Raw genomic sequence first — 16,305 nt, 5'->3', positions numbered from 1 at the left:
TCCGAGCCCTTCGTCATATTCAGCTGCGTCTGTTTGCGTGGCAGCGGGCCTCTAGTCCCGGGTAAGTTTGGGGCGCATAGTCTTGTATAGGATTGTGGGGGCTGAACTGTTCGGCTGGGTCTATTGGCGTGAATTTGACAATGACGTTACTCACATCGACCAGAGAGGTGAATGTTCGTGAGCACAGATACACCGTGGCTCGCTGCTGACGAGCAGATTGCTTGGCGCACGTATCTGCGCGGTGTCGCCGTGGTATTCGAGGCTCTGAACAAGGACATTCTGGATTCAGATAATCTTTCGCTTCACGAGTATGAGGTGTTGTCTAGGCTTTCTGAATCCCCTGAACGAAGCATGCGGATGTCCACTCTGGCGGACCATCTGGTTCATTCGCGCTCCCGATTAACACACACGGTGCGGCGCCTTGAGGAACGCGGCTTCGTCAGCCGTACAGTGTGTGAAAACGATAGACGCGGCGTCAACTGCAACCTCACGGAGACGGGCTGGCAGGCGCTAGTCAAGGCGGCTCCTTCGCACGTCCGGTCAGTGCGGGAACATCTGGTAGACAAGCTCGGGCACGATCAGATGATCGAACTTGGGTCATTGTGTGCGAAGCTCTTCGACGACGACGTCGCCCTCTAGTACGTTAGTTCTCTGGTTCCATACGATTCTCAAACCCAGCTGTTCCCTGATCACCCCACAACCGGAAGGCATTTCATGAGTGAGTTGACGACTATCCATATGTTGCGCCATGGAGAAGTGGACAATCCCAGCGGCGAACTCTATGGTCGTCAACGCGGGTTTCATCTGACTGAGCTGGGCCGCCTTATGGCTGAGAGCGTTTCTGATTCCCTTGAGGGACATGACATCCGTGCAATCATCGCTTCGCCTTTGGAACGGGCGCAGGAGACCGCTGCGCCAACCTCGCGAATGAGTGGAATGCCGATCATTACCGACTCTGGTCTCATCGAAGCAGGCAACAAGTTCGAGGGCATCAACGTCAACCGGAATCGCTTGATCCTAGCTAAGCCACAGTTCTGGCCGTGGTATATCAACCCGTTTGAGCCGTCGTGGGGCGAACCGTATACGCACATCGTTGAGCGGTTTTCAGGAGTTATCCGCAAGGCGCTGGACTTGGCGGAAGGTGGTGAGGCTGTCTTGGTCTCGCATCAGCTTCCCATCTGGACGATGAGGCGATTCCTCGAGCGTAAGCCCTTGGCACATAACCCGCTCAAACGTGAGTGCGCGCTGTGTTCGCTCACCTCATTGACGTTCGTTGGCCACCAACTCATCTCGGTAGGCTATTCGGAGCCCGCCCACCACCTGTTGGCTGCGGCAAAGGACGTTACGCCGGGTGTCTCTGCAGCGGCGGAAAACGAAGGAATCTGAACGGAACAGATGCACCGCTAAGACCAGTTGGTCTCATCGTTGCGCAGTCTCTCCGTCTTCTCCTTCACCGCGCTGCTGGCGTTCCCATTCCTCAAAGCGAAGCTGGGCTTCCAGCTTGGCGAGGAATTCGGGGTCATCATCTGGGGCAACTGGGCCAGACGACGGCTTGGGGGGATTGCCAGGGAACTTGATGAATGATTCACCAAGGCCTTCCGGGTGGCGATTCTGGAATGAGAAGTACAGCCAAACCAGTGAACCCACCACTGGGAACACGATAGTTAGGGCTAGCCAGACTGACTTGGCCAAGCGGCCGGGCATCATATCTTTGCTCGTCCGCGCGCAGTCAATGATCGCGTAGATCCAAAGGGCTACTGCGAGAACAATAATTGCGATTCTGGCCATGTCATTAGTCTAGTCGACTTCGCCCGCTACAGGGTTCCCGGTCAGCCCATCGCGTAGTACGCACTACCTCACGAAGGAATCGCGCTTCGCGATGGTGACGGAGCGAGCCTCAACTCACGAGGAAACTGAGAAGCAGTGCTGCACCAAAAGCAAGCTCCAAGAAGCCCGTATCGCGGAGCACGGGGATAAGTGCGCGCCCCTCGTGCCTGTCAAACGCCCCAAGGCCATGAATGCGCATAACGCACTGGATTGCGATACAGAATGCGGGCAAGAAGAACGCATATGACCAGGGCAGAAGAGTAGAGGCGTATGAGCCCAAGAGGGCGAACGGCACCAGAATCATGGCGTCGTACGTAGCTCGAGCAGCTTTGTCTCCCAACCGAACTGCAAGGGTGTGCTTTCCTGCGAGCACATCGGTGGGAATGTCGCGGATGTTGTTGACCATGAGCAGTGCGCACGCGATGAGCCCAATAGTTGTGGAAGCTACCCATGCCTGCCAAGGAACGGAAAGGCCTTGTGTGTAGGTTGTACCCGCTGTGGCCATGAGTCCAAAGAACACAAAGACGAACAGTTCGCCAAGACCCATGTAGCCATAAGGGTGTTTTCCGCCGGTGTAGTACCAAGCAGCAAGCACAGCTACGGCGCCAGCAATGATCAGCCACCAAGCACCGGACAAAGCAACTAGAACCAAGCCTGCCAAGCAACCGAGACCGAAACAGGCTAGTGCTGCGATCTTGACAGTGCGGGGTGCCGCTTTTCCACCTCCGGTTAGGCGTGGTGGTCCTGTCCGGACGTCGTCGGTACCCCGAATTCCGTCGGAGTAATCGTTGGAGAAGTTGACGCCGATCTGAAAAAGAAGTGCCACGCTGGCAGCCAGAAGTGTACGGGGGAGAGAACCGGTCCCCGCCCATGCAGCTATGCCAGCGCCCGCAAGTACGGGGGCCACGCTTGCCGGAAGGGTACGCATTCGCGCCCCTTCAATCCAGTCCTGTAGATGTGCCACGACTGCTGATCTTACGTTTCTTGGGACGTGGTCCCAAACCTGATGAGATGGCGGCGAAGTAGTGCGCGGTCGATCTTTCCCGTGACTCGCTGTGGGAACTCAGAAAAGCCCAGCGCAGGCAACGGCACGAACTTCCGAGGAACATATGAGCGGTCAAGCTTCGCAGAAAGGCTTGCTCGGATCTCGGATTCTCGGGTCGCGAGCCTGGCATCGCAGATAGCCACCACTGCTTCCCCCCACTCCGGATCGGGAATCCCCACCACCACGCACTGCCCGTAGCCAAGCCGCATGATCTCGGCTTCAATGATGGATGGCATGACCGTCATGCCACCGGTGGTGATCGCGTCGTCGGCCCGCCCGAGCACCACGAGGCGGCCATCTTCGATACGGCCGATGTCCTCTGTTGTGAATCGTCCCTCAAAAGGTTGGTCGCCTAGGTATCCCCAACTAACCACATCGCCTGCGATTGAGATGTTGCCGGAAGGCGAAAGGCTCACGTCGGTGTTTCCTATTGGTTTTCCGTTGTATACACAGCCGCCACACGTCTCCGTCATTCCATATGTGGTGAACACAGCGAGTCCGGCAGAACGGGCGCGTTCCAGGAGCTCGGGTGGTGTTGCTGCTCCTCCTACCAAGATGCCGTCGAAGCGGCGCGCCGCAGGCACATGCGGCGAGGAAAGGAGGCGGAAAAGTTGTGTGGGGACAAGCGAGAGATAGAGTCGTTCGCCATCATCAGCACAGAGCGCTGCGTGGGCGAGGTCCTCTGGCGAACCGTGGCCAGCCTCAATTGGCTCGAATCCGGCCACAACCGAGCGGAACACCGTATGGAAGCCCGCGATATGCGCGGGGGAGAGGCACGTGACCCAGCGGCCGGGGCCGCCGAGCGCTTGCTCGGTGGCCCCGGCCGAGGCCAACAGTGAGTTCAACGTGCACACCACAACTTTGCCCGTGCCAGAGGTGGTGCCAGATGTGCGCAGAAGCAGAGCAGCCTCCGCGGGAAGCAAACCGAGATCCTCAATCTCCTGCGCGATCCCCTCGCCGCCCGCACCTGCGTGCAGGAAGATGGGCGCGCCTCCCTTGAGAAGGTCACGGGTAGCCTGCGCCACCTCGGTCACACTCGCATCGCGCAGAATCCGAAGCCGCCGTGCGCCAACACCTCCACCAGCACCACTGGCTCTTCTTTCTGACCGGCCGCCGGAATCACTTCCGCGACGTTCGTCGTCGTGAACCGTCATCAGGCGTAGTACGGGAAGGCGGACCAGTCGGGACTGCGGTGTTCGAGGAAAGAGTCGCGGCCCTCGCGAGCCTCATCGGTCATGTAGGCGAGCCGAGTGGCTTCGCCGGCGAAAGCCTGCATTCCGCCAATGCCGTCATCTAGCGCATTGAAAGAGAACTTCAGCATTCGTATGGCCTGAGGGGACTTGGTAGCAATGGTCAGCGCGTATTCCAGCGCCTTCTCCTCCAACTCGTCGTGGGCGACGGCCTCGTTGATCGCACCCCACGCTTCCGCCTGTTCTGCTGAATACTCCCGGGCGAGCATGAAGATCTCACGGGCTCGGCGGTCTCCCACTTGGCGCGCCAAAAGCTGCGAACCGTAGCCAGCGTCGAAAGAGCCAACATTGGCGTCAACCTGCTTGAACCGAGCGTGTTCCCGCGAGGCCACTGCCAGATCGCACACTACTTCGAGTGAATGGCCACCGCCGGTAGCCCACCCTGGAATCGCAGCGATTACGATCTTTGGCATTGAGCGAATGAGCCGCTGAACTTCGAGAATGTGGAGCCGCCCGGCCCGCGCCGGATCCACATGCCCATCTTTGGAGTATTGGTAGCCGACTTTTCCACGAACTCGCTGGTCGCCGCCCGAACAGAAAGCCCATCCACCGTCCTTGGGTGACGGCCCGTTTCCGGTCAGGATCACACTTCCTACGCTGCCCGTCAGCCGGGCATGGTCCAACGCGCGGTACAGCTCATCAACTGTTTCGGGGCGGAAGGCGTTGCGCACTTCCGGCCGATCGAAGGCGATGCGCACAACGGGTAGATCCGTCAAGGTTTCTGTGCCTTGTGAATCCGTGGTGCGCTTGACGGCGCGGTGATAGGTGATGTCCGTAAAGTCGAATCCAGGGATCTCGCGCCAGCGCTGCGGATCGAACAGATCAGAGACCTTTTGTGGGAGGTTGGAAGTTGGGCTCGTCATGGAATCTACTCTAGGCGGTGATGCTGGCGTGTGGCTGGCCAGATGCGGCACACAGCGCAATGCGTGGTTGAATAGCCTCCATGAGTTCTCGTGCATCACTCTCCAAGAAGCCAGCTGAAGTCGCCACCATGTTTGACGAGGTCGCTGCCAAGTATGACCTCACCAATGACGTCACAACTCTCGGCCAGGTCCGGGTGTGGCGTGAAGCGGTGGCTGTTGCGATCGGCGCGCGGCCCGGCTTGAAGGTTCTTGACCTAGCTGCTGGCACCGGAACGTCTTCCGCCGCGTATGCGGCTCGCGGCGCCGAAGTGGTTGCCTGCGACTTCTCCGAGGGAATGATCGCGGAGGGCAAGAAGCGCTTCCCGGAACTCAACTTTGTTCAGGGAGATGCGATGGATCTCCCGTTTGAAGATGCGACCTTCGACGTTGCCACCATCTCCTACGGTTTGCGCAACGTCAACGATCCAGACTTGGCTCTTCGCGAGATGCTGCGCGTCACGAAACCCGGCGGGCGCCTCGTCGTCGCCGAATTCTCGCGTCCCACATGGAAGCCGTTTGGGAAGCTGTACAGCTTCTACTTGGATGTTGCGATGCCTGCATTCAGCCGTGTTTTTTCGTCCGACGACGCCGCCTACGGTTACCTCACTGAATCCATCCGTGCGTGGCCTGCACAGGAGGAACTTGCCGTCCGCATTCAGGAGGCGGGCTGGCGCGGTGTGGAGTACCGGAATCTTGACCTCGGAATTGTAGCTATTCATCGGGCGACTCGTCCCGAGTAGTGGACAAGATGGGCTGGCAGTGGCTCCTCAATCCGCGACCTTTCGACGAATCTAGTCCAAAAAGGATTTAGGTGAGAAAAGCGTTGCTTAAAGACGGCACCTTTTGGTTCATCTGGCGCAATTCCACCGAGTAAGATAGAGCGGGTGTGTGGGCTCGACGATGGTTCACAGGAAGCTGGATGGGAGGCCGCGTGGCGCAAACCGCAGACGTAATTGTTGTGGGTGGCGGACCCGCAGGTGCCTCCACTGCACACTATTTGGCTCAAGCCGGAGTTGACGTCCTTGTCCTTGAGAAGGCCGAATATCCTCGCGACAAGATTTGCGGCGACGGACTGACCCCGCGCGCAGTCGCTGAGGTCGTCAGGATGGGGATCAGTACGCAAGGTTGGGCCACAAACCACGGACTTCGAACCTACGGCGGTGGCCACTGCATCGAAGTCCCATGGCCCGAACTTGCATCTATGCCCAGCTACGGGCTGGCTTGCCCACGCACTCAGTTAGACGAAGTGTTGATACAGCGCGCTGTTGCGTCAGGCGCCCGCCTCGAACAGGGCATCACCGTTGCATCTGCCATTCGTGACGAACGGACAGGGCGCGTGGTGGGAGTTCTGGCTCATCCCACATCGGACAAGTCCACGGAACTCGAGTACTCGGCTCGTTTCGTGGTAGATGCTGGTGGCGTTTCAGCACGTTTAGCCACGTCAATCGGCAGGGAAAAGGACATGAAGCGGCCAATGGGGGTCGCTTACCGTACCTACTTCCGCTCTCCACGCGCGAATGACACGATGATGGAGTCCCACCTTGAACTGTGGGAAGGCGAACCAGGCAAGTCCGATCTCATGCCCGGTTACGGATGGATCTTCGACGTCGGCGGCGGGATCGTCAATGTTGGGCTGGGTTCGCTCTCATCAACGGCCAAACCCACAGGTCTGGACTATAGGAAGATGTTCAAGACTTGGATGAACAATGTTCCAGCCGAATGGGAGTTCACTCCCGAAAACCAAGTGGGCGCACTTCGCGGCGCAGCACTTCCGATGGCTTTCAACCGCAAACCACACTACAAGGATGGACTCCTTCTTGTTGGAGATGCGGGAGGCATGGTTTCCCCGTTCAACGGTGAGGGCATTGCGTACGCACTGCAATCCGGGCGTTTTGCTGCCGACGCTATGGGTCAGGCCTTGGCTCGCCCAACGGTTACCTCGCAAGAGGCTGCGTTGAAGCAATACCCGAAGGCCCTTAGCTCTGAGCTGGGCGGCTACTACTCGATGGGCAGGATCTTCGCGGCTCTCATCGAAAGGCCCGAAATCATGCACTTGTGTGTGAAGTACGGTCTGCCACGTCCAACACTCATGCGGCTCGTCATGAAGCTTTTATCTGATTGTTATGACCGCACGGATGGCGATTGGATGGACCGCCTGATCGCGGCTGTAGCCAGGGCGGTGCCCAAAGCATGAAGTGTGACAGTATGAGGAACGACGGCCCGGGCACCGCAGCCAAGGTGCCAAGCCGCCGAATGACTTTGACAATGAAGGTAAGTAAACAGGTGGAGATCCGATGAATGCATATGTTCCATTGCTGATCATGATCGTCGCCGCATTCTTTGTGGCGATCGCGGGTTTGGTGCTGAGTGCGATTCTGAGCCCGAATCGGTACAACCGGGTCAAGCTTCAGAACTACGAATGCGGCGTTGAGGCCACTCCAAATGCTGGCGGCGCTGGCCGCTTTCCGGTCAAGTATTACTTGACCGCCATGACCTTCATTATTTTCGATATCGAGGTGGTGTTCCTGTACCCCTGGGCGGTTACTTTCAAATCGCTGGGCATTGCAGGTCTGATCGCCATGCTCGTCTTCATTTTCCTCATCACGGTTCCATTCGTATATGAATGGCGTCGCGGTGGGCTCGAGTGGGACTGAGGAGGCTCCACATGGCACACGAAACGGATGGTTCGTCAGGAATCCTGATGACGACGATCGAAGACGTCGCCAATTGGTCAATGACGCGTTCGGAATGGCCTGTGACGATGGGTCTGGCATGCTGCGCTATCGAAATGATGGCCTTTGGAACGCCGCGCTTTGATTCTTCGCGCTTTGGTATGGAGGTCTTCCGCGCCTCGCCGCGCCAATCTGACCTCATGCTCATTTCTGGCCGCGTTAGCCAGAAGATGGCTCCAGTGGTTCGCGACATCTACGACCAGATGGCCGACCCCAAGTGGGTCATTTCGATGGGTGTGTGTGCATCATCAGGCGGTATGTTCAACAACTACGCCGTGGTGCAGGGTGCCGATCACATCGTGCCCGTAGACATCTATCTGCCTGGTTGCCCGCCGCGCCCGGAGATGCTCATCAACGCAGTTCTCGAACTGCGCAAGCAGGTCCAAAGCACGTACAAGATCACCAAGAAGCGCCGTGCTGCAGTTGCGCGCGCCGCCGAAGCCGCTGCCTTGGAAGCTACACCGATTCTCGAAATGAAGGGGTTGCTTGCGTGAGTGAGAACACCGAGGGCGCGTTGACGCCCAACACAGAAGGAGGCCTTCGCTCACCCGAATTCCTCCGCCACGTTCAAGGAATGTGGGGTGTGCGCGGATCGGGAGACACCACCGGTTTTTCCGGTCTGGAAGTCACGGAAGTCATGGCGCGTCCCGCAAACCGTCCATACGGAGGTTGGTTCGACGACGTCGTCGACGTTCTGAACGAACTCATCGAAGCCGATGGCCTTGCAGTTGATTCTGTGATCGAAAAAGTGGTTGTGGAGAACGGCCAGCTAGTCATCTTCATCGCTCGGGAACATCTGGTCCGCGTGGCAAAGTACTTGCGCGATGATCAGGACCTTCGATTCGAAATGTGCTTGGGCGTATCAGCTGTGAACTACCCCAACCACAAGGGACGCGAACTGCACGGGTACTTCCCGTTCTTCTCCATCACCCACAACCGAATGATCGCACTCGAGGTTACGTGCCCCGATTCGGATCCACACATCCCATCGATCGTTGGGGTTTATCCGGCTGACGATTGGCCGGAGCGTGAGGCGTGGGACCTCATGGGCATTGTGTTTGATGAGCATCCGGGTCTCACGCGCACAGCGATGCCAGACGATTGGGTAGGTCATCCACAGCGCAAGGACTACCCACTGGGTGGCATTCCGGTTGAATACAAGGGCGCCATCATTCCGCCGCCGGATACTCGGAGGGAGTACAACTGATGACTACTGCAGAGCACTTCCACGCCACAAACGGCGCGACTGAAGCAGACATGGAAGGCCTACCTTCGTTCACTGCTATGGGTGGCGACTGGTCCGATTTGGCATCCGAAGCTGAGAAGCTTGCCGAAGAACGCATTGTGGTCAACATTGGCCCGGTCCACCCGTCAACGCACGGCGTGTACCGCTTGCTCTTCGAACTCGACGGCGAATACGTCCGTGAAGTTCGGGGCGCCACAGGTTTCCTTCACACCGGTATCGAAAAGAACATGGAGTTCCGCACCTGGACTCAGGGCGTGGCTTTCGTGACTCGTATGGATTACGTGGCTCCGTTCTTCCAAGAAGTCGGATACTGCCTCGCGATTGAAAAGGCACTGGGCATCACGGATCAGATTCCGGCCCGAGCCAGCGAGATCCGTGTGCTCCTCATGGAGCTCAACCGGATCGCATCACACCTGGTAGCCGTTGGCTCTGCGCTCAACGAACTTGGTGCCACCACCATGATGACCTTGGCGTTCAAGGGCCGCGAGGATATTCTGCGTATCTTCGAGCGCATTACTGGCCTGCGCATGAACAACGAATTCGTGCGCCCGGGCGGCGTGGCCGAGGATCTGACCCCAGGAACCACTGACTATATTCGCGAACTCCTTCCAAATGTTCGTCAGGCGATCATCGACATGATTGATGTGGTGGGCGAAAATCCGATCTTCAAGGCTCGTTTTACTGACGTCGGCGTGCTGTCAATGACCTCTTTGATGGCTTTGGGCCAGACAGGGCCGGGTCTCAAGGCCGCAGGTCTGCCATGGGATTTGCGCAAGACCCAGCCGTACTGTGGATATGAGAACTACACGTTTGATGTTCCCGTGCGGGACAAGTCAGACGCCCTCAACCGCACAATGGTTCGCTTCGAAGAGTGCTTCCAGTCTCTACGTATCGTGTATCAGGTGCTCGATCGTTTGGATGTTTCCGAGGGTCAGCCGGTCATGGTTGCTGACAAGCGCATCGCATGGCCAGCAAGCCTTTCGATCTCTACGGATGGGCAGGGCACCAGCGCTGAACACGTGCAGGAGATCATGACGGAATCGATGGAGTCTCTGATTCATCACTTCAAGCTAGTGACAGAAGGCTTCCGTGTTCCGGCCGGTCAGGCGTACCAACTGGTCGAGCATGCCAAGGGTGTGCTTGGAGTCCACGTGGTTTCAGATGGAGGAACGCGGCCCTATCGTGTTCACGTCTCTGACCCAGGCTTCCGAAATCTTCAAGGTCTTTCAATGATGGCAGAAGGTGGCCTGCTCGCAGATGCCATCGTCTGCTTGGCATCTATCGATCCAGTCATGGGAGGTGTGGACCGCTGATGGCAGAGAAGTTTGCTCCTGAAGTCGAAGAAAGGCTTCGCGCGGATGCTGCGCAAATCATTACGCGTTATCCGAATTCTCGATCGGCAATCATGCCAATCTTGCACTTGGTTCAGTCTGAAGAGGCGTTCGTCTCTCCGCGCGGAATCGGGCTGGTGGCGGATATCTTGGGCTTGACCCGCGCTGAGGTATCGGCTGTTGCGACCTTCTATTCGCAGTATCGCCGCCATCCAAATGGTGAGTACAACGTGGGTGTGTGCACGAACGCTCTGTGCGCAGTTATGGGCGGTGACGTCATTTGGGAAACCTTGACCGAACACCTCGGAGTCGGCTCTGACGAAACCACCGCGGATGGCAAGGTCACCCTCGAAGCTGTTGAGTGTAATGCGGGTTGTGATTACGCGCCTGTGGTCATGGTGAACTGGGAGTTCTTTGACAACCAGACACCTGAGAGTGCCACGGCGTTGGTTGATGACCTGCGCGCCGGCAAGGATGTCCATCCCACGCGCGGTGCTCAGAAGGTGCACACCTTCAAGGAAACTGAGCGAGTTCTTGCTGGATTCGAAGACGGCCACGTTGATGAGGGCCCTAGCGCAGGAACCGCATCTCTGGCGGGTATCACGTTGGCCCGAGCTAACGAATGGACCGCTCCAGTGGCAAAGGGAGGGCAGTCTAAGTGACCGAGTTTTCAGCCCCCGGCGTTCTCGCGCCGGTCATCTCAGACATGTGGGACAAAGAGAAGTCCTGGACGCTTGAAACGTATCGCGCACATGGCGGGTACGAAGGTCTGGCCAAGGCGTGGACCTTTGGAGAAGGCGAGCTCACTCAGCTTGTCAAGGATTCCGGTTTGGTGGGGCGCGGCGGAGCTGGCTTCCCAACTGGTCTCAAGTGGTCATTCCTCCCTGCACCGGATGGTGGACCGCGCTACCTCGTAGTAAACGCCGATGAGTCCGAACCGGGTACCTGCAAGGACATCCCGGCGCTCATGGCCAACCCGCATGCGCTCATCGAGGGCATGGCAATCTGCTTGCTGGCCGTTGGCGGGCACCACGGTTTCGTTTACCTACGTGGTGAAGTTGTCCATGTATATCGCCGCTTGCTGGCCGCGGCCCGTGAGGCCCGCGAAGCAGGACTCATCGGAAAGGGCGTTGGCCCGAACGGTGATCAGGATATCGAGATCACCGTTCATGCTGGCGCTGGCGCATACATCTGCGGTGAAGAAACCGCGCTTCTTGACTCTCTCGAAGGTTGGCGAGGTCAGCCACGCTTGAAGCCGCCGTTCCCCGCGGCAGAGGGCTTGTACGCACGGCCAACCGTTATCAACAATGTTGAGACCATTTCTTCTGTGCCCGGCATTGTTCGCAATGGTGCTGATTGGTTCGGTGCCATGGGAACCCAATCAGCAAAGGGTCACGTCATCTACTCGATGTCAGGTCACGTGAAGCACCCGGGTCAGTACGAAGCTCCAATCGGAATCACGGGTGACCAGTTACTCAAGCTCGCTGGTGGAATTCGCACCGGTCACGAACTGAAGTTCTGGGCTGTGGGCGGCTCATCCGCACCGCTGTTCACGCCGGCTCACCTTGAAGTTCCGCTGGATTACAGTGGCGTCCGTGATGCAGGATCAATGCTCGCAACACGCGCACTCATGATGTTCGACGATACGGTTTCGGTTGTTCGGGTTATTTCCCGGTGGACCGATTTCTATCAGCACGAATCATGTGGCAAGTGCACACCGTGCCGTGAGGGTACTTTCTGGATGCGTCAGATCATGCATCGCCTTGAGGCAGGCAAAGGCAAGCCAGGCGACGTGGATCTACTGTACGAAATCGCTAACAACATCCAAGGGCGCTCATTCTGCGCTCTCGGAGACGCCGCCGCGACTCCGATCAAGTCCGGCATCGAACTGTTCCGTGAAGAGTTCGAAGCTGGCTACACGACTCCGGCTCGCGAGTTGTTCCCCTACGAAAAGACGACTGTATTTGGTGAGGTGGGTGTTCGATGAGTACAACCGAAACGGACGAGCTCGTTAACCTCAAGATCGATGGCAAGGATGTGGCAGTTCCCAAGGGAACGATGATCATCCGCGCTGCTGAACAAGTTGGCGTGCGCATTCCTCGCTTCTGTGATCACCCCCTGCTCAAGCCGGCCGGCGCTTGCCGCCAGTGCTTGGTAGAGGTGGCCCGTCCGGGCCGCGACGGCAACCTTGCGACGATGCCGAAGCCTGTGGCTTCGTGTGCAGAGGCTGTTTCTCCTGGCATGGAGGTCTACACGCAGCACACTTCCGAGGTTTCGAAGAAGGCTCAGCACGGAATCATGGAATTCCTGCTGATCAACCATCCGATGGACTGCCCGGTGTGCGATAAGGGCGGCGAATGCCCCTTGCAGAATCAGGCGATGACGGAAGGGCGCGCTACATCACGGTTCATCGACGTAAAGCGTACGTTCCCGAAGCCAATTCAGATTTCATCACAGATCCTTCTGGATCGCGACCGCTGCATCTTGTGCCAGCGTTGCACGCGTTTCCAGTCGCAGATCACCGGTGATCGCTTCATTCAGTTGCAGGGACGTGGCGGCGGCACCCCAGGTTACGCCGTCCATAGCCTGAACGGTTCGCAGGTCGGCAACTTCGATGCTCAGGTTCTGAACTTTTCCGACGACGAGGGCGCCACGCCTGAGTACGTTCCGGCTCAGTACGTTGGCCCATATGGCCAGAGCGGCCTAGCAGAGGGATTCTCCGCTGGTCCCATTGAAGCCTCCGAAGAGGATGCATCAGGGCGCCCCTTCGCTTCCTACTTCTCTGGCAACATTATTCAGATTTGCCCAGTTGGTGCGCTGACGAGTGCTTCGTACCGCTTCCGGGCCCGCCCATTTGATCTTGTTTCTGTTGCCGGTGTGGCCGAGCACGACGCCTCAGGTTCAGCTATTCGCATCGATCATCGCCGTGGCGAAATCGTTCGCAGGCTTTCCGGCGAGGATGCAGAGGTCAATGAAGAGTGGATCACCGACAAGGATCGATTCGCCTTCCGCTGGCAGAATGGCTCAGATCGGCTGACCACACCATTGGTCCGGGACGAATCAGGTGCGCTGGTACCGACCTCGTGGCCCGATGCACTCGATGTTGCCGCTCGTGGGCTTTCTGCTGCAGGTAAGAACGTTGGCGTCTTGACCGGTGGCCGCTTGGCAATGGAAGACGCATACGCCTATTCGAAGTTTGCTCGCACAGTTCTTGGTACGAACGACATCGATTTCCGCACTCGCGCAAGCTCTGAGGAGGAAGATTCCTTCCTGGCTTCAGTGGTTGCTGGCACGGGCGTGGGTGTAACCTACCAAGCGCTTGAGCATGCGGGGCACGTTCTCGCGGTCGGCTTTGAAGCCGAAGAAGAGTGCGGGACTGTCTTCTTGCGCCTACGCAAGGGCTTCTTGGCCGGAACGGTCACGGTTTCCGTCGTCGGCCCATACGCAACTGGCGGAACGGCAAAGATGGGCGCACGGCTCATCCCGGCAGCTCCGGGTAGCGAAGCAGTAGTGCTGAACAACCTTGCAGCAGGCGACCCAACCTACGATTCGCTCGCAGAAGCTGGCGTGATTCTGGTGGGTGAACGTGCCGCGTCGGTTCCAGGAGCGCTCAGTGCTGCTCTTGATCTCGCTCATCGTACTGGCGCTCAACTTGCGTGGATTCCACGGCGTGCGGGTGATCGCGGCGCATTGGAAGTTGGCGCTATTGGCACCTTGCTTCCCGGGGGCCGTCCAGTCGAGGATTCAGCAGCACGTATTGACGCTGCCGCTGTATGGGGAGTTGCTTCTCTACCAAGCACACCTGGGCGTCGCGCTCCGGAGATCCTCGAGGCTGCGGCTTCGGGCGAACTCGGCGCGTTGGTCTTGGGTGGCGTTGATGTGGCCGATCTTCCTGACGGTGCGCGCACGTCTATTGAGAGCACTGGATTCGTTGTACAACTTGAGGTTCGGGCATCTGCCACCTCGCAGTTGGCTGACGTGGTCCTCCCGGTGGCTCCGCCGAGCGAAAAGGGCGGATCGTTCGTCAATTGGGAAGGCCGCATCCGACCATTTGGTCAGGTACTGACTTCAGTTCAGCTTCCTGATCGCACAGTCCTCAACGATCTGGGCCGTGAAATGGGCGTGGATATGGGGTTGGCTCGGTTGGGCGACGTCGTCAACGAGATTTCTGAGTTCCATACATGGGACGGGGTGCGAGCAGCGCAACCGCAGTATCCGGCGCAACAGGTTGAAGTGCCCGAGGTCGGGGAAGCCATCTTGGCAAGCTGGAATCTCATGCTTGGTGCAGGCACTCTGCAAGACTTCGAACCTCACCTGGCGGGCACTGCTCGGAAGCCTGTGGCTGTCCTTTCGGCCAACACAGCTGCCGCGGCCGGAGTTGCCAACGGTTCTCTCATCAACGTTTCTGGCCCAGCCGGAACATTGAAGCTTGAAGCTGCGGTCACCTCAATGCCTGACGGTGTTGTGTGGGTGCCTCAGAACTCTGTGGGATGTCAGATCACAACGCTCGGCGTTCATGCCGGGCAGAAGGTTGCACTGGCTGCAGCCAATGCGGAGGTGACAAAGTGACGCCGACCATCTTGGCAAGTGTGCAGATCGCTGACTTCACTGAAGACACATGGTGGATTTGGGTCATCAAGGCCGTATTCATCATTCTTTATCTGATTCTTTCGGTCATTCTGGCCCTGTGGGTAGAACGCCGTGGTTTGGGCCGGATGCAGAGCCGACTTGGGCCGAACCGCGTTGGACCGTTAGGTTTCGGTCAGGCTTTCGCCGATGCTCTCAAGCTCATCATTAAGGAAGATATCTGGCTCGACGGCGCCGATAAAGTCATGTACTTCCTTGCACCTGTCGTTTCCGCAGCATGTGCATTCATGCTTATGGCTGTGCTGCCGATGGGACCGCAGGTCTCATTGTTCGGCCATAGCACTCCGTTGCAGCTGGCTGACTCTCCGGTGGCGATTCTCTTTGTGCTCGCCGTGGCGGCACTGGGCGAATACGGCCTAGTGTTCGGTGGTTGGTCCACCCGTTCCACTCTTCCGCTGTATGGTGCCGTTCGTTCTGCAACCCAGATGATTTCCTACGAACTTGCGATGGGTCTCTCGCTTGTGACGGTCTTCCTCACCGCGGGTTCTATGTCCACTTCGGCAATTGTTGATTCGCAAGCCGGTCTGTGGAACTGCATTACGCTCTTCCCGGCATTCTGCGTGTACATCATCTCGATGTTCGGCGAAACCAACCGCTTGCCCTTCGATCTTCCTGAGGCAGAAGGCGAACTAGTCGCCGGCCACACCACGGAATACTCTTCGATGAAGTTCGCGTGGTACTACCTGTCCGAGTACATCAACATGCTCAACGTCTCGATGATCGCCACCACGGTGTTCCTCGGCGGCTGGCGCGCAGGTCCGATCGTGACGTGGATCTACTCGCTGTGGGGCGGGGATCCGAACGTGGGCTGGGTCCCAATGCTTTGGTTCGTGCTGAAGACGTGGGTGTTCATGTTCTTCATGATCTGGACCCGTGCAACACTGCTGCGTATGCGCTACGACCACTTCATGAAGCTCGGGTGGAAGGTACTGATTCCTACCGCGCTTACATGGTTGGTCTGCGTGATGGTTATTCAGGGCGTTTCCGCCTTCACCGATCTATCGCGTCGGAGCTTGCTGCTCGCTATCGCCATCGTCTTCCTGATTGCACTTGTCGCGATCTGGTTCTTCGGCGGCAATGACGAAGAAGAGGACGATGCCTCCGGCCAGCCCGGGTTCGTCAGACCAGAAGAAGAATTCGATCCGATGGCTGGTGGCTTCCCAGTGCCGCCAATGCCGGGACAGTCGCTGCCCCCGTCGCCTCGCGCACAGCGCCGTGACGTATCCAGCTCTTCCCGCGCTGCTGTCAGCAACATCAAGGAGGCTGACCGTGACTGAGAACCAGTATGAAACAGGCCCGGCCGGGAATGACTTCCCGGATCCGGA

At 58.1% G+C, this 16,305-nt stretch carries 16 protein-coding genes; 12 read left to right on the top strand and 4 right to left on the bottom strand.

Annotated elements, in window-relative coordinates:
* The first annotated feature begins 177 nt into the window (after nt 1-177).
* Together H2O17_RS09785 and H2O17_RS09780 are read left to right on the top strand one after the other, a co-directional pair.
* Nucleotides 178-639 (top strand): MarR family winged helix-turn-helix transcriptional regulator, encoded by a 462-nt coding sequence (locus H2O17_RS09785; protein ID WP_246311228.1) that lies wholly within the window; start codon nt 178-180, stop codon nt 637-639.
* 75 nt (nt 640-714) lie between these two features.
* Nucleotides 715-1,386 carry a histidine phosphatase family protein gene (locus tag H2O17_RS09780; RefSeq protein ID WP_182049501.1) on the top strand — a complete coding sequence of 224 codons (672 nt, stop codon included), beginning with the start codon at nt 715-717 and terminating at the stop codon, nt 1,384-1,386.
* Nucleotides 1,387-1,419: 33 nt separating this feature from the next.
* On the opposite strand, the gene H2O17_RS09775 is transcribed toward H2O17_RS09780, so the two are convergent.
* The 4 genes from H2O17_RS09775 to H2O17_RS09760 all read right to left on the bottom strand — a co-directional run bounded on the left by H2O17_RS09775 (nt 1,420) and on the right by H2O17_RS09760 (nt 4,985).
* The gene (locus H2O17_RS09775; RefSeq protein WP_182049500.1) at nt 1,420-1,788 is read right to left on the bottom strand and encodes a PLD nuclease N-terminal domain-containing protein; all 369 of its coding nucleotides are present in this window, start codon (nt 1,786-1,788) and stop codon (nt 1,420-1,422) included.
* A 109-nt stretch (nt 1,789-1,897) separates the two neighbouring features.
* Nucleotides 1,898-2,791, bottom strand: coding sequence for a 1,4-dihydroxy-2-naphthoate polyprenyltransferase (locus tag H2O17_RS09770; protein WP_182049499.1), 894 nt, complete (start codon nt 2,789-2,791; stop codon nt 1,898-1,900).
* 11 nt (nt 2,792-2,802) lie between these two features.
* The gene (locus H2O17_RS09765; RefSeq protein ID WP_182049498.1) at nt 2,803-4,026 is read right to left on the bottom strand and encodes an AMP-binding protein; all 1,224 of its coding nucleotides are present in this window, start codon (nt 4,024-4,026) and stop codon (nt 2,803-2,805) included.
* Nucleotides 4,026-4,985, bottom strand: coding sequence for a 1,4-dihydroxy-2-naphthoyl-CoA synthase (locus tag H2O17_RS09760; protein ID WP_182049497.1), 960 nt, complete (start codon nt 4,983-4,985; stop codon nt 4,026-4,028). Before H2O17_RS09760 ends, H2O17_RS09765 begins: the two co-directional genes overlap by 1 nt.
* Nucleotides 4,986-5,065: 80 nt before the next feature.
* Here H2O17_RS09760 and H2O17_RS09755 point away from each other — a divergent pair, with 80 nt between their 5' ends.
* The 10 genes from H2O17_RS09755 (at nt 5,066) to nuoH (ending at nt 16,257) form a co-directional block, all read left to right on the top strand.
* Entirely contained in the window at nt 5,066-5,764 is a 699-nt protein-coding gene (locus H2O17_RS09755) for a demethylmenaquinone methyltransferase (protein WP_182049496.1), read from the top strand.
* 179 nt (nt 5,765-5,943) lie between these two features.
* Nucleotides 5,944-7,218: a geranylgeranyl reductase family protein gene (locus tag H2O17_RS09750; RefSeq protein WP_182049495.1), complete on the top strand. Its 1,275-nt coding sequence runs from the start codon at nt 5,944-5,946 to the stop codon at nt 7,216-7,218.
* A gap of 100 nt (nt 7,219-7,318) precedes the next feature.
* The gene (locus H2O17_RS09745) at nt 7,319-7,678 is read left to right on the top strand and encodes an NADH-quinone oxidoreductase subunit A (protein ID WP_182049494.1); all 360 of its coding nucleotides are present in this window, start codon (nt 7,319-7,321) and stop codon (nt 7,676-7,678) included.
* 11 nt (nt 7,679-7,689) lie between these two features.
* Nucleotides 7,690-8,250, top strand: coding sequence for an NADH-quinone oxidoreductase subunit B (locus tag H2O17_RS09740; RefSeq protein ID WP_182049493.1), 561 nt, complete (start codon nt 7,690-7,692; stop codon nt 8,248-8,250).
* Nucleotides 8,247-8,963 (top strand): NADH-quinone oxidoreductase subunit C, encoded by a 717-nt coding sequence (locus tag H2O17_RS09735; RefSeq protein ID WP_182049492.1) that lies wholly within the window; start codon nt 8,247-8,249, stop codon nt 8,961-8,963. The genes H2O17_RS09740 and H2O17_RS09735 overlap by 4 nt, the downstream gene beginning before the upstream one ends.
* Entirely contained in the window at nt 8,963-10,315 is a 1,353-nt protein-coding gene (locus H2O17_RS09730) for an NADH-quinone oxidoreductase subunit D (RefSeq protein WP_182049491.1), read from the top strand. The genes H2O17_RS09735 and H2O17_RS09730 overlap by 1 nt, the downstream gene beginning before the upstream one ends.
* Nucleotides 10,315-10,995 carry an NADH-quinone oxidoreductase subunit NuoE gene (nuoE, locus tag H2O17_RS09725; RefSeq protein WP_182049490.1) on the top strand — a complete coding sequence of 227 codons (681 nt, stop codon included), beginning with the start codon at nt 10,315-10,317 and terminating at the stop codon, nt 10,993-10,995. Before H2O17_RS09730 ends, nuoE begins: the two co-directional genes overlap by 1 nt.
* A gap of 44 nt (nt 10,996-11,039) precedes the next feature.
* On the top strand, nt 11,040-12,320 hold the full coding sequence (gene nuoF / locus H2O17_RS09720; RefSeq protein ID WP_182051031.1) for an NADH-quinone oxidoreductase subunit NuoF: 1,281 nt from the start codon (nt 11,040-11,042) through the stop codon (nt 12,318-12,320).
* A complete protein-coding gene (locus H2O17_RS09715; protein ID WP_182049489.1) occupies nt 12,317-14,902 on the top strand; it encodes an NADH-quinone oxidoreductase subunit G in 2,586 nt (861 codons plus the stop codon). The genes nuoF and H2O17_RS09715 overlap by 4 nt, the downstream gene beginning before the upstream one ends.
* Complete coding sequence (gene nuoH / locus H2O17_RS09710; RefSeq protein ID WP_246311225.1) at nt 14,899-16,257, top strand: NADH-quinone oxidoreductase subunit NuoH; 1,359 nt, start codon at nt 14,899-14,901, stop codon at nt 16,255-16,257. The genes H2O17_RS09715 and nuoH overlap by 4 nt, the downstream gene beginning before the upstream one ends.
* Nucleotides 16,258-16,305: the final 48 nt, after the last annotated feature.

Source organism: Changpingibacter yushuensis (genome assembly GCF_014041995.1).
GTDB classification, from domain to species: Bacteria; Actinomycetota; Actinomycetes; order Actinomycetales; family Actinomycetaceae; genus Changpingibacter; species Changpingibacter yushuensis.
Note: the sequence above shows the minus strand (reverse complement) of the source record. Positions and strands in the feature narration are given on the sequence as shown.